We start from the raw sequence: 14,279 nt of genomic DNA, 5'->3' as shown, positions 1-14,279 counted from the left end.
AAACTTTATTTTTCCTCGCCAGCGTGAGAGAGCAGCCAGCAGTTATGAATTTGACGATTACGGGCGAAATCCTGTGACAGGGTTTGGCTGGTGATTTCTTTCGCGCTCAGACCCAGTTTGCTCAGTCCGTCGAGATCCATCTGGAAGCCGCGCTTGTTGTTGGAGAACATGATGGTACCGTTGCGACGCAGGATACGCTTCAAATCTTTCATTAATGAAAGGTGATCGCGCTGCACGTCGAAACTTTCAGCCATACGTTTGGAGTTTGAGAATGTCGGCGGATCGATAAAGATCACATCGAACTGTTCGTCGCACATGCCGAGATAGGACAGGCAATCCGCCTGAATCAGACGATGCTGACGACCGGTCAGGCCATTAACGCGCAGGTTTTTCTCAGCCCACTCCAGATAGGTTCGGGACATATCTACGGTAGTCGTACTGCGTGCGCCGCCCAGACCTGCATGAACACTGGCTGTTCCGGTATAAGCAAACAGGTTCAGGAAGTCTTTACCGTTGCTCATTTCGCCCAGCATTTTGCGCGCGATACGGTGATCGAGGAACAGACCTGTGTCGAGATAATCGGTCAGGTTCACCCACAGCTTAGCGTTAAATTCTTCTACCAGCTGGAACTCACCTTTTTGCGCGAGTTTTTCATACTGGTTAGTGCCCTTCTGACGTTCACGGGTTTTCAACACCAGCTGGCTGGAGGAAACATCCAGCACCGCAAGCGTAGCGTTGATCACGTCGAACAGACGCTGACGGGCTTTTTGCGCATCCACGGTTTTTGGTGGCGCGTATTCCTGCACCACGACTTTACTGCCGTAGCGGTCAACCGCCACGTTGTAATCCGGCAAATCAGCGTCATACAGGCGATAGCATTCAATCCCCTGCTGTTTGGCCCATTTTTCCAGCTTTTTGACGTTTTTACGCAGACGGTTGGCATAGTCTTCTGCCATCTGCACGCCCGCAGCACCGGTTGGGTTTTCCGACAACTGATAGTTTTTCTGCACGCATTCCAGCGGGCCGTTCTTCGCTTTGAACTGGCGATCGGCGCGCAACTGCACACAGCTCAGCAGCTCAGGCGATGCGCTGAACAGGGACAACTGCCAGCCGCCAAACTGCATCTTCATGATGCGGCCCAGCTGATTATGCAAGGCAATCAGCGCCGGTTCACTTTCCAGACGCTCGCCGTATGGCGGGTTACTGATGACAGTACCGGTCGGGCCTTCAGGCAACGGATTAACCAGTTTGCCCACTTCAGCCGCTTCGAAGCTGATAATTTCTGACACACCGGCGCGACGGGCGTTGGAGCGCGCCATCTCGATCACACGGCGGTCGATATCAGAACCGAAGAAACGAGAGGACGTTTCCTGCACGGCGCGGCGGGTACGAACCTGCGCTTCCGTTGTCAGTTCACGCCACAGCTCGGTATCGAATTTGTTCCACCCGGTGAAACCCCAGTGTGGACGGTGCAGACCCGGTGCACGATCGGCGGCGATCATTGCGGCTTCAATCAGCAAGGTGCCTGAACCACACATCGGATCCAGCATCGGTGTGCCCGACTGCCAGCCGGAGCGCATCACGATAGCGGCAGCCAGATTTTCTTTCAGCGGTGCCTGACCGGCAAGGTCACGGTAGCCACGCTGATGCAGGCCTTCGCCGCTCAGATCCAGCGCGACGCTGGCGGTATCACGTTGCAGAAATACGTTAACGCGGATGTCGGGCAACTGCTTCGCCACATTCGGACGTTCATCCATTTTGCGGGTAAAGCTGTCAACGATGGCGTCTTTCACTTTCAGCGCACCGTACTGACTGTTGCGGATTTCGTCGTTCAGGCCGCTGAAATGCACCGCGAAGGTTTTATCAACGCTGAAAATTTCCGGCCAGTCGATGGCCATTACGCCAAGATAAAGATCTAAGTCACTGTGGACTTTAAATTCGTTCAGAGGCAGCAGGATGCGCGAAGCCAGGCGGCTCCACAGCAAGCTTTTATACATCAGGCGATCGTCACCTTCAAAATGCACCCCTCCCTGCACAACTTTGCAGGCTTGCGCACCCAGCGTTTCCAGTTCGCTTTTTAACAGTTCTTCCAGTCCACGCGCCGTGCTGGCAAACAAAGAGTTCATATCGACATATCACCAAAAATAAAATTGTTGCGCATTATAGCTAATCCCGGGCGCTTGTCATAAAGTCTCTGGTTCTCTTTTAAGATCGAAAATCAGAGAGGCGATGTTAAGTGCCCATTCTTTCACGTTTATTTGTTCACCCGATAAAATCCATGCGTGGCCTGCAAGTGTCTCATTCGCTGGTCACCGCAACGGGTCTGGCGTTTGATCGCCAGTTTATGCTGACCGACCCTCAGGGCATGTTTATTACCGCCCGCCAGTATCCGAGTCTGGTGTTGTTCACCCCGGTTCTGTTACCCGATGGCCTGATGATTGTCCCGCCGGAAGGCGAGAGCATCAGCGTCAAATTCAGTGAATTCAACGGCCAGAATCAGCCGACAGAAGTCTGGGGCAATCAGTTTACCTCACTCATCGCGCCAGAACCGGTAAATCGCTGGTTGAGTGGTTATTTAAAGCGTGACGTTCAGTTGCGCTGGGTAGGTGACGAACCGACCCGCCGGGTCAAAAAACATCCTGAAGTGCCGCTTTCGTTTGCCGACGGATTCCCGTATTTACTGATCAATGAAGCTTCGATGCAGGATTTACAACGTCGCTGTCCGGGTGGCGTCAGAACGGAGCAGTTCCGCCCTAATATCGTTGTGAGCGGCGCAGAAGCCTACGCCGAGGACACGTGGCAGACGATCCGTATCGGCGAAGTGATCTTCGATCTGGTTAAACCTTGCAGCCGCTGTATTTTCACGACCGTCAGTATTGAGCGAGGGCGTAAGCATCCGGGCGGGGAGCCGCTGAAAACTCTGCAAAGCTACCGTACGGCCAGCGACGGCGATGTGGATTTCGGTCAGAACATGATTGCCCGCAATTCAGGCGTGATCCGCGCCGGCGACAGCGTGCAGATCCTGACGACTAAACCGCCCCGCCCTTACGGCGCGGGTCAAGTGATTGAAAGTGTTGAAGCGCCTAAAAACAGCGCACAGACTCTGACCATTAATTATCAGGGCACCGAATTTACCGGCAACAATCAGCAGATTTTACTCGAACAGCTGGAGTTACAGGGGTTACGCATCCCTTATTCATGCAGGGCGGGAATTTGCGGAGCCTGTAAAATGACGTTGAAAGACGGGCAGGTGTCACCGCTGAAAGAAAGTGCGGTCGGTAAAGACGGGACGATTCTGGCGTGCAGTTGTATTCCGGCCTCGGATATCGTGCTCAGCTAGAATTGTAGAGTTCGGAAATTTGAGATCGGAAAGAACAGGCGGTTTTATCAGAGCGTCGCTGATAAAGGATTACACCGCCTGGTCATACACATCGCGGCTGCTGGTTCTGATCGTTGCGGGCATCAGCCGGTCATGCATGATTTTAATCGCATCCCCCAGCACCATGCCGCGCCCTGCCACTGTCAGCCTTTCCTGCGCCAGTAAGCACAAGCTCGCATTATCGCCTGACTCAACAATCAGCAGCGTGGCCTGTTCGCCGCTTTCCATCACCTGCACTTGTGCAAGCTGGCCGTTACCCGGCTGGAACGGACGCACCTGCTGACTGAAATGCCAGCTCTTGGGCATCAGCGGCTTTAAAAAACGAAAAGCGACCAGAGCATTTAATACTAATTCGGCGCGCTGCTCTGCCCCGAGTTTAATCTGTTTACATTGTTCTTCGAAATCGAAATACAGCGCCGCATCATCGACGCAAAAAGTCATTTCGCCAAAAGCATCAGGCGTGAGCATTTTAGCCGGAAAACGGGAACGGAAAATCATGCCATTGGCGAGATCCAACATCAGTCGGTCATGTTCAGCATCAAAATACCAACGCCAATTATCATCTGGTTTGATTTTCATTTCGTCATCCTGTTCACCCTCAATGCCCGCAATCTGACTTCATTACCTGCTATCCCGATAAGAATAGATTTTTTTATAATGAAAAGAAATCAGACAAATCCTGAGCCTGAATTAAACTCAGTGGACAAAATATAGACGAGCCGGGTTAATAAATAAACCCCTGACTCGTCATGAGGAAGAAAAATATTAGATGTGGGTAACAATATCTTTGATCAGACCAGGGCCTTTGAAGATAAATCCGGAATAGATTTGAATTAAGGATGACCCGGCAGCCATCTTTTCGCGCGCAGCGGTTAATGAATCAATCCCGCCCACGCCAATAATAGGCAGACGGCCTTGTAATTCATTCGACAACATACGGATGATTTCTGTACTGCGAAGCTGCACCGGACGCCCGCTGAGGCCACCGACCTGCTCACAATAATTAAGCCCCTGAACGAGTTTACGATCGAGCGTGGTGTTAGTCGCAATTACGCCATCCATATTATGACGCACCAGACTGTCAGCTATTTGGATCAATTCTTCCTGAGAAAGATCGGGCGCGATCTTCACGGCAACAGGAACATATTTCTGATGACGCTGTTGGAGTTCGAGCTGTTTATTCTTGATCGCTGCCAGTAAATCATCCAGCGCTTCGCCGTATTGCAGCGAACGTAATCCCGGTGTGTTGGGGGATGAAATATTCACGGCGATATAGCCCGCATACGGATATACCTTCTCCATACAGGTCAGATAATCGTCTTTGCCCTGCTCTACCGGCGTATCTTTATTCTTACCGATATTAATGCCGATGATGCCGCCAAAATGGGATTTTTTGACGTTATTGACCAGATTATCAACACCGTGGTTATTAAAGCCCATGCGGTTAATCAGGCCTTCCGCTTCCACTATACGGAATAAACGCGGTTTATCATTGCCGTCCTGCGCACGCGGGGTAACGGTTCCGACCTCAATAAATCCAAAGCCCATGGCACCAAACGCATCAATACATTCGCCATCTTTATCAAGACCGGCGGCCAGCCCTAGCGGGTTTTTAAAAGACAGCCCCATACAGTTCACCGGTTTCGTCGGTACTGACTGGCGGATCAAAAATTCAAGCGGTGTGCCGGAAATACGGCTCAGCTGACGAAAGGTTAACTCGTGGGCGCGCTCTGGATTGAGCTGAAACAGTGCTTTCCTGACAAGAGGATAATACATGGAGACTCCTGGATTCCCGGTGGCTAGACGGGGCAGTATTATCGACTAACCGCCGGTCAATTGGAAACGATAACCGGCCAATTGCCGTAATAAATGCCCACGTGCGCAAACGATTACTTTTTCTTTACTTCTGATTCACGTTTTCTTCCGTTCCTGCCTCAGGGTGCCCCTCCCGCTGAGGGCGCTTTATCCGTTTTGCGACTATTGATAGCCAAAATTGAGATTTCCGCTCCGCCGCCTCTGCCTGTTACGTTAATTTCACTTTGTTAATGAAAATAATGGTTCTATAACTATTTGTTATAAGGAATAGAGATGCGCGTTATAACTCTGGCAGGCAGCCCGCGACAACCTTCCCGCTCTTCTTCCCTGCTGGCGCTCAGTCACCAGTGGCTGGCGAGCCGTGGCGTGGAGGTCTTCACCTACAATCTTCAGGATTTTTCCGCCGATGACCTGCTGTTTGCAAATTTCTCCAGCCCGCAGCTGAAACAACTGATTGCCGAGCTGGCAAGTGCAGATGGTTTGATTGTCGCGACGCCGGTCTATAAAGCGTCGTTTTCAGGTGCGTTAAAAACGCTGCTGGATCTGCTGCCGGAACGCGCACTGGATCACAAAGTCGTTCTGCCCCTGGCCACGGCGGGTTCCATCGGCCACATGCTTGCGGTGGATTACGCACTCAAACCGGTGCTCGCTTCGCTGAAAGCGCAGGAAGTTCTGCAAGGTGTTTTCGCCGATGACAGCCTGATCACTGATTATCAAACGTTCCCGGCCACGCTGGACCCGGCACTGGCCGAGCGTCTTAACGAATCGCTGGAAAACTTCTATCTGGCACTCAGCCGTCGCCGTCCGGTTGCCACGCCCGCAGCCTCTCTTTCAGCGCAAGTTCTGCGCGTCTGACAAAAAGGAATTCGCCATGACTGCGTCATTTTCGTTCTCTTTATCGTCTCTTCGCCGTCTGCCGGTGGTCGCCAGCTTGCTCACCAGCCTGCTCCTCAGCAGTCACGCGGTGGCTGACGAAAAGGCGCCGGAGCAACTTCGCATCGCCTATCAGAAAGGCTCGGTTGGTCTGGTGCTGGCAAAATCGCACAAATTACTGGAAACACGTTTTCCGAATACCAAAATCACCTGGATTGAGTTCCCGGCCGGGCCGCAAATTCTGGAAGCCCTTAACGTCGGCAGTATCGATTTAGGCGGCACCGGTGATCTCCCCCCGTTGTTCGCTCAGGCGGCGGGTGCCGATTTGCTCTATATCGGTTCGGAACCGCCGAAGCCGAAAGCCGAAGTTATTCTGGTTGATGAAAACAGCCCGATCAAAAGCGTCGCCGATCTGAAAGGTCACAAAGTGGCATTTCAGAAAGGCTCCAGCTCGCATAATTTGCTGATCCGCGCCCTGCAACAGGCCGGGCTAAAACTCAGCGATATTCAGCCGGTATACCTGACGCCAGCCGATGCCCGCGCCGCCTTCCAGCAACATGACGTGGATGCCTGGGCCATCTGGGATCCCTATTATTCCGCCGCACAGGTACAGGGAAATGTCCGGGTGCTGACCGATGGTTCCTCATTGCATCAGACCGGTTCGTTCTATCTGGCACCCAAGAAATATACCGAAGCCAATCCGCAGTTTATTCAACAGGTTCTGACGGTGTTAACGCAGGCGAATGCGCTGACCAAAACCGATCGTGAGCAAAGTATCAAACTGCTTTCCCAGTCGATGGGACTGCCCGAAAAAGTGGTTGCGTCATATCTGGATCATCTGCCGGATCTGCCGATTACGCCGGTCAGCGCTGAAACAGAAAAGCGCCAGCAGCAAACCGCCGATCTGTTCTATGAGAATCACATTTTGCCTAAGCAGGTCGAGATCAAAGACCGCATCTGGAAACCGACCGTTCAGGCTAATTAATTATCTGACGACTTAACCGCCATCACGAGCGGAAACAAACGAGAGAGGAGTAACCCATGAGTCTCAACGTATTCTGGTTTTTACCTACCCACGGTGACGGTCGCTACTTAGGCACAGAAGAAGGTGCACGCGTCGTTGATCACAGTTATTTGCAACAAATTGCACAAGCGGCTGACCGCCTCGGTTTCGGCGGCGTATTACTGCCGACCGGCCGTTCCTGCGAAGACTCATGGTTAGTGGCTGCTTCACTGATTTCTGTCACGCAACGCCTGAAATTCCTGGTGGCGCTGCGTCCTGGCATTATTTCCCCGACACTGGCCGCCCGTCAGGCAGCGACGCTTGACCGGCTTTCCGGCGGCCGGGCGCTGTTTAATCTGGTTACCGGAGGCGATCCGGCCGAGCTGGCTGCCGAAGGTCTGCACCTCAATCACAAAGAACGTTATGAAGCCTCGGCAGAATTCACCCGCATCTGGCGTCGTGTGCTGGAAGGCGAAACGGTGGATTACGAGGGCAAACATATTCAGGTGAAAGGCGCGAGCCTGATGCACCCGCCGGTTCAGTACCCTCGCCCGCCGTTATATTTCGGCGGTTCTTCTGACGAAGCGCAGGATCTGGCCGCAGAACAGGTGGAACTGTACCTGACCTGGGGCGAGCCGCCGGCGTTAGTGAAAGAGAAAATCGAGCAGGTGCGCGCGAAGGCCGCCGCAAAAGGCCGCACGGTGCGTTTCGGCATTCGTCTGCATGTGATTGTGCGCGAAACCAATGAGGAAGCGTGGCGCGCCGCCGACAAGCTGATCGCAAACGTTGATGATGAAACCATTCAACGCGCACAGGCTGCGTTTGCCAAAACCGACTCCGTCGGCCAGCACCGCATGGCAGCTTTGCACGGTGGCGATCGCAATAAACTGGAAATTTATCCGAATCTTTGGGCCGGTATTGGTCTGGTGCGTACCGGTGCAGGCACTGCGCTGGTCGGTGACGGTCCGACCGTTGCGGCGCGGATGCAGGAATATGCCGATCTGGGCATCGACACCTTTATTTTCTCCGGCTATCCGCATCTTGAGGAAGCGTACCGCGTCAGCGAACTGCTGTTCCCGCATCTGGATCTGGCGAAACCGGAAGACGAGAGCGTGGTGAAGAAAGCCATTTTGCCGCGTGGTGAACTGGTCGCTCACGACTTTGCCAATAAAAGCGTCACCCGTCAGCATTAAGGAGAACGGACATGAACGCATCACAACGCTGGCTGCACCGTATTTTGCCGTGGATTGTACCGGTGGTGCTGATCGGAGGCTGGCAGGTGGCGGTCGAAGCGGGCTGGTTATCCAACCGCATTCTTCCTGCGCCCAGCGCCGTGGTCGAAGCCTTCTGGACCTTAGCGAAAAGCGGCGATCTTTGGCAAAACCTGAAGATCAGTACGTTTCGCGCGCTGACCGGTTTCGCCATTGGCGGCAGCCTGGGTTTACTGCTCGGCTTTATAACCGGACTCTCCCGCTGGGGCGAGCGTCTGCTCGACAGTTCACTGCAAATGCTGCGCAACATTCCCCATCTGGCGCTGATCCCGCTGGTGATTTTATGGTTCGGCATCGACGAAACCGCCAAAATTTTCCTGGTGGCACTGGGTACGCTGTTCCCGATCTATCTCAATACCTATCACGGCATCCGCAATATTGACCGTGGTTTACTGGAGATGTCCCGCAGCTATGGGTTGTCCGGTTTTCCGCTGTTTATTCAGGTGGTTTTACCGGGCGCACTGCCGTCCATTATGGTCGGTGTGCGCTTTGCGCTGGGTTTCATGTGGCTGACGCTGATTGTCGCCGAAACCATTTCTGCTAACTCAGGCATCGGCTATCTGGCGATGAATGCGCGCGAATTTTTGCAAACTGACGTTGTGGTCGTCGCCATCGTACTTTATGCCATCCTCGGCAAACTCGCCGATATTCTGGCCCGTCAGCTGGAAAGTGTCTGGTTGCGCTGGCACCCCGCTTATCAGAAAAAACAAGGAGACGCCGCATGAGCGCACCTGCACGCATACCGCAAGGCACGCCGGTCACATTGTCTGGCATCACCAAAAAATACGGCACCCGCACCGTGCTCAATGACATCAACCTGCGTATTCCTCCCGGCCAGTTTGTGGCGGTGGTGGGCCGCAGCGGTTGCGGAAAAAGTACGCTGTTGCGTCTTCTTGCCGGACTGGAAAAAACCACGCAGGGCGAACTGCTCAGCGCCAGCGCCCCGCTCAGTCAGGTGCGTGACGACACCCGTCTGATGTTTCAGGACGACCGCCTGCTGCCGTGGAAGCGGGTGATTGATAACGTTGGCTTAGGCTTAAAAGGCAAATGGCGCGATGCAGCGCTTGCGGCCCTGGAAGAAGTCGGGCTGGCCGATCGCGCTGACGAATGGCCCTCGGCGCTGTCGGGTGGACAAAAACAGCGGGTGGCGCTGGCACGTGCATTGATCCATCGCCCACGCCTGCTATTGCTCGACGAACCGCTGGGCGCGCTGGATGCCCTGACGCGCATCGAAATGCAAAGTCTGATCGAGCGACTGTGGCAGCAACATGATTTCACCGTGCTGCTGGTGACGCATGATGTCAGTGAAGCGGTGACTGTCGCCGACCGGGTGATCCTGATCGACCAGGGGCAGATTGGTCTGGATTTGACGGTGGATTTGCCACGCCCGCGCCGTAAAGGCTCGGCGAAACTGGCTGAACTGGAAGCCGAAGTGCTGGAACGCGTACTGACGCCGCAATCTCAGCAAACCGTGCCGCCGCAGGCAAAACGCGCACAACACTGACCCTGGCATTCTGTGAATTCACAATAAAAAAAGGGCGATGTTTCCATCGCCCTTTTGCATTCCCGCTATTTACCGTTAACGGTGATTACGCATCTAACGCTTTGGTAATTTTCTCGAACAAATCCCCGGACAGGTTTTCCAGTCCTTTCAGCTGTTCCAGCGCCTTGCGCATTTGCGCCTGACGGCCTGCATCATAACGTTTCAGGCGGATCAGCGGTTCAATCATACGTGCCGCCACCTGCGGGTTACGCGTATTCAAATCGGTCAGCATTTCGGTCAGGAACTGATAACCGCTGCCGTCGGCAGCGTGGAACGCTGAAGGGTTTGCAGACGCGAAGGCACCGACTAAAGAACGCACACGGTTCGGGTTGCCCATGCTGAATGAACGGTGGTTAAGCAGTGAACGCACTTTTTGCAGAACATCCGCAGACGGGCTGGTCGCTTGCAGGATAAACCATTTATCCATCACCAGGCCGTCGTGGTGCCAGCGCTCATCGTACGCCGCCATCAGCGCTTCACGGCAAGGCAACTGAGCAGACACAGCAGCCGACATCGCCGCCAGAGAATCGGTCATGTTGTCTGCCTGTTCGAACTGGGTTTTCACCAGCTGATCGGCCAGCGTCACATCGGCGAAGGCCAGATAACGCAGGCAGGTGTTACGCAGGGTACGTTTACCGATATCCTCGTGCACCACGCGGTAGGCTGGCAGACGGTTAGCGTTGTAAACCGCCAGGAACTCATCGGCCATTTCGGTTGCCAGGCAACGGGTAATGGCTTCATGCACGGCGCTGATCGCTTCGGGATCGATAATCTCAAACAACTCGGCGATTTCGTTATCCGTCGGCAGCGTAAGGATCTGCGCCGCCAGTCCCGGATCGATACTCTCATCCAGCAGTACTGCGCGGAATGCGTCAGCTACGTGCAGCGGCAACGACAGCGGTTGTTTCTGCTGGTGACGCGCGACGTTCAGTTTGATGTAGATAGCCAGCAGGCTTTGAGCCGCATCCCAGCGGGCGAAATCGTTGCGTGCGTGTTTCATCAGGAAAGTCAGCTGATGATCGCCCCACTTGTAATCAAGTTTGACTGGCGCGGAGAATTCACGTAACAGAGAAGGCACCGGTGGCGCTTCGACGTCGTCGAACACAAACGTCTGCTCAGCTTCAGTGACATTGAGCACGTTGCTGACGGTCTGACCATTTTGTTTCAGCGCAATCACATTGCCCTGCGGATCGTACAATTCGATGTCCAGAGGAATATGCAATGGCAGCTTTTCACTCTGATCTGGCGTCGGCGGCGTTTTCTGGCTGACGGTCAGGGTGTACTGCTGTTTTTCCACATCATAGTCGTCACGAACGGTCAGTACCGGCGTACCAGACTGACTGTACCAGCGGCGGAAAAGCGATAAATCCACATTGGAGGCATCTTCCATGGCCTGTACGAAATCGTCACAGGTCGCCGCACTGCCGTCATGGCGTTCGAAATAGAGCTGGATGCCGGCCTGGAATTTCTCTTCGCCAAGCAGCGTATGCAGCATACGGATGACTTCAGACCCTTTCTCATACACCGTCAGGGTGTAGAAGTTATTCATCTCAATGACTTTATCGGGACGGATCGGGTGCGCCATCGGGCTGGCATCTTCCGAGAACTGGGCGCCACGCATAACGCGGACGTTATCAATACGGTTGACCGAGCGCGAACCGAGATCTGAGCTGAATTCCTGATCACGGAAAACTGTCAGGCCTTCTTTCAGGCTCAGCTGGAACCAGTCGCGACAGGTCACGCGGTTACCGGTCCAGTTATGGAAGTATTCGTGGCCGATCACCGCTTCGATACCCAGATAATCTTTGTCGGTGGCGGTTTCGGCTTTCGCCAGCACATATTTGGAGTTAAAGACGTTAAGGCCTTTATTTTCCATTGCGCCCATGTTGAAGAAATCAACGGCGACAATCATAAAGATGTCGAGGTCGTATTCCAGATTGAAACGGGTTTCGTCCCATTTCATCGATTGTTTCAGGGATTCCATCGCCCAGCCGGCACGATCCAGATTGCCGCGGTCGACGAACAATTCCAGCGCCACATCACGGCCTGAACGGGTTTTAAACGTGTCACGCAGAACGTCGAAATCACCGGCCACCAGCGCAAACAGGTAGCAAGGTTTCGGGAACGGATCCTGCCATTTGATCCAATGTTTACCGCCTTCCAGTTCTCCCTGGTCGATACGGTTACCGTTCGACAGCAGGAACGGATAACGGGCTTTATCGGCCACGATGCGGGTCGAGAAACGCGCCAGCACATCCGGACGGTCAAGATAATAAGTAATGTGGCGGAAGCCTTCAGCTTCACACTGAGTACACAGCGCTTCACCCGACAGGTACAACCCTTCCAGCGCGGTGTTTTTCGCCGGATGAATTTCGTTGACGATGGTCAGTTCAAACGCTTCCGGCAGGCCGTCGATCGCCAGCGCACCTTCCTGCAGCTGATACTTCGGCCAGTCCTGACCGTTAATTTTCAGGCTGATCAGCGTCAGATCTTCACCATTGAGCACCAGGGAAGCGCCCTCGGCACCAAGACGTTTGATCTGGCTGACTGCGGTCACCAACGTCTTCTGTGCATCAAGTTCGAAATTAAGGTCGATATCCGTGATCGTAAAGTCCGGCGCACGGTAATCGTGGCGAAACTTGGCTTGCGGCAGTTGAGTCATAAAAAACCTTTTAGCGTTTTCATAGTTAAGGATGATGACAATTTATGGCGATGAAGGGAGGTTCCTGTCATCAGCGCACGGCTGCACAGAACCTGAAACGACCTTCAGCTTTCTCTCTAAACTCTAACACAGGCATCAGGAAATCCCAGATTGTTGCAAGGTTGTGAGTTCGTATGCGCACCTTTCAACCAAAACACAGAGTTTTCCACAAAGTGAAGGGAAAGAACCCGGATTTGCGCGCAAGAATGTAATCAATTTGTGCCTTATTTATTGCGAAGAATGGCGTAAACAGCCTTTCAGGCCGCCTGTGAGCACATTTAAGCCTCGACCGATCGCGGACAATTATGATGTGATGTGGGTTCTTTAGCGGGATATTACGGTATACTTCACAGACTTTTGCTGTTTTATTCAGAACGTTTTTTTACGGAACGGTTGTTTGTGTTCAAACACTCAGTTTCTGACGAGGATGCTGTAAAGCGCTATGACTCCATACGCCTCCCCGATTTTGACTTCGCTGTTAGATACCGATGCCTACAAGCTTCATATGCAGCAAGCGGTTTTCCATCGCTATCATCATATCAACGTGGTGGCCGAATTCCGATGCCGTGGCGATGAACTGCTGGGCGAATACGCCGACGATATCCGTCAGCAAATCCAGTTGATGAGCGAACTGGCGCTGACAGACGATGAGTTTACTTATCTCTCCGGGCTGCCGTTCTTCACGCAGGACTATCTCAGCTGGCTGAAAACGTTCCGCTATAATCCGCAACATGTCACGGTTTCTGACCGCGACGGGCATCTGCATGTGCGCATCGAAGGGCCATGGCGCGAAGTGATCATGTGGGAAGTGCCCCTGCTGGCCGTGATCAGCGAAGTGGTGCATCGTCATCGTTCACCACAGATCACCGCCGGAATGGCCGTGGAACAACTGCGCATGAATCTGGCCAGCTTTAATGAACAAGCCGCTGATGTTGATCTTTCCGCTTTCCGTCTGATGGATTTCGGTACACGCCGTCGTTTTTCAGGTGAGGTGCAGGAAGCCATTGTCAGCACCCTCAAAAACGAATTCCCCTACCTGGTCGGCACCAGCAATTACGATGTCGCCCACAAATTGCAACTGGCGCCGGTCGGTACGCAGGCGCATGAATGGTTCCAGGCGCATCAGCAGATAAGCCCGGTGCTGGCCAACAGCCAGCGGGCTGCGTTGCAGGCCTGGCTGGATGAATATCCTGACCAACTTGGCATCGCCCTGACCGACTGCATTACGATGGATGCCTTTTTGCGGGATTTCGGGCCGAAATTTGCCAACGCCTATCAGGGCCTTCGTCATGATTCCGGGGATCCGTTTGAATGGGGTGAAAAGGCTATCGCGCATTATCATGCACTTGATATTGATCCGATGACCAAGACGCTGGTGTTCTCCGATAATCTCGATCTGGATAAAGCGCTGCATTTATATCGCCATTTCCACAAGCGTGTGAATCTGGTCTTCGGAATAGGAACGCGGCTGACCTGTAATATTCCCGGTGTGAAACCGCTGAATATTGTGATCAAGCTGGTGCAATGTAATGGTAAACCGGTGGCGAAATTATCCGACAGCCCCGGTAAAACCATTTGTCAGGATAAAGCGTTCGTGAAAGCGCTGCGCAAAGCATTTGATCTGCCTCTGGTCAAAAAAGCCTCCTGATCTCCCCCCCACGCCGGATCGCAAACATCCGGCGTTTTGCTGCTTT

The 14,279-nt window shown here is 53.5% G+C and carries 11 protein-coding genes; 7 read left to right on the top strand and 4 right to left on the bottom strand.

What is annotated here, in order from left to right; genetic code table 11:
- Nucleotides 1-5 precede the first annotated feature (5 nt).
- A complete protein-coding gene (gene rlmKL / locus J1779_RS13770; protein WP_122094804.1) occupies nt 6-2,126 on the bottom strand; it encodes a bifunctional 23S rRNA (guanine(2069)-N(7))-methyltransferase RlmK/23S rRNA (guanine(2445)-N(2))-methyltransferase RlmL in 2,121 nt (706 codons plus the stop codon).
- A gap of 110 nt (nt 2,127-2,236) precedes the next feature.
- On the opposite strand from rlmKL, the gene J1779_RS13765 reads away from it, so the two are divergent.
- A complete protein-coding gene (locus J1779_RS13765) occupies nt 2,237-3,340 on the top strand; it encodes an MOSC N-terminal beta barrel domain-containing protein (RefSeq protein WP_072158020.1) in 1,104 nt (367 codons plus the stop codon).
- A gap of 69 nt (nt 3,341-3,409) precedes the next feature.
- Here J1779_RS13765 and J1779_RS13760 read toward each other — a convergent pair whose 3' ends face one another.
- Together J1779_RS13760 and pyrD are read right to left on the bottom strand one after the other, a co-directional pair.
- Nucleotides 3,410-3,958 carry a cell division protein ZapC gene (locus J1779_RS13760; protein WP_217204009.1) on the bottom strand — a complete coding sequence of 183 codons (549 nt, stop codon included), beginning with the start codon at nt 3,956-3,958 and terminating at the stop codon, nt 3,410-3,412.
- A 186-nt stretch (nt 3,959-4,144) separates the two neighbouring features.
- Nucleotides 4,145-5,155: a quinone-dependent dihydroorotate dehydrogenase gene (gene pyrD / locus J1779_RS13755; protein ID WP_056769311.1), complete on the bottom strand. Its 1,011-nt coding sequence runs from the start codon at nt 5,153-5,155 to the stop codon at nt 4,145-4,147.
- 312 nt (nt 5,156-5,467) lie between these two features.
- Here pyrD and ssuE point away from each other — a divergent pair, with 312 nt between their 5' ends.
- Genes ssuE through ssuB form a run of 5 tightly spaced genes read left to right on the top strand, consistent with a single transcriptional unit; the run spans nt 5,468 to nt 9,845 of the window.
- Nucleotides 5,468-6,049: an NADPH-dependent FMN reductase gene (gene ssuE, locus J1779_RS13750; protein WP_056769309.1), complete on the top strand. Its 582-nt coding sequence runs from the start codon at nt 5,468-5,470 to the stop codon at nt 6,047-6,049.
- Nucleotides 6,050-6,065: 16 nt separating this feature from the next.
- Entirely contained in the window at nt 6,066-7,052 is a 987-nt protein-coding gene (locus J1779_RS13745; RefSeq protein WP_238485164.1) for a sulfonate ABC transporter substrate-binding protein, read from the top strand.
- Nucleotides 7,053-7,108: 56 nt separating this feature from the next.
- Nucleotides 7,109-8,263, top strand: a complete 1,155-nt coding sequence (gene ssuD / locus J1779_RS13740) for an FMNH2-dependent alkanesulfonate monooxygenase (RefSeq protein ID WP_217204008.1) — start codon at nt 7,109-7,111, stop codon at nt 8,261-8,263.
- Between the two features lie 11 nt (nt 8,264-8,274).
- On the top strand, nt 8,275-9,066 hold the full coding sequence (gene ssuC / locus J1779_RS13735; protein ID WP_056769304.1) for an aliphatic sulfonate ABC transporter permease SsuC: 792 nt from the start codon (nt 8,275-8,277) through the stop codon (nt 9,064-9,066).
- Nucleotides 9,063-9,845 (top strand): aliphatic sulfonates ABC transporter ATP-binding protein, encoded by a 783-nt coding sequence (ssuB, locus tag J1779_RS13730; protein ID WP_056769303.1) that lies wholly within the window; start codon nt 9,063-9,065, stop codon nt 9,843-9,845. Before ssuC ends, ssuB begins: the two co-directional genes overlap by 4 nt.
- An 85-nt stretch (nt 9,846-9,930) precedes the next feature.
- Here the strand turns inward: ssuB and pepN are convergent, their stop codons facing one another.
- On the bottom strand, nt 9,931-12,546 hold the full coding sequence (gene pepN / locus J1779_RS13725) for an aminopeptidase N (protein WP_056769301.1): 2,616 nt from the start codon (nt 12,544-12,546) through the stop codon (nt 9,931-9,933).
- Between the two features lie 481 nt (nt 12,547-13,027).
- On the opposite strand from pepN, the gene pncB reads away from it, so the two are divergent.
- A complete protein-coding gene (pncB, locus tag J1779_RS13720; protein ID WP_183847605.1) occupies nt 13,028-14,233 on the top strand; it encodes a nicotinate phosphoribosyltransferase in 1,206 nt (401 codons plus the stop codon).
- Nucleotides 14,234-14,279 lie beyond the last annotated feature (46 nt).

The sequence above is a fragment of the Rahnella rivi genome, from assembly GCF_019049655.1.
GTDB lineage: Bacteria > Pseudomonadota > Gammaproteobacteria > Enterobacterales > Enterobacteriaceae > Rahnella > Rahnella rivi.
The sequence above is the reverse complement of the archived record's forward strand: the minus strand, read 5'-3'. Positions and strand labels throughout refer to the sequence as shown.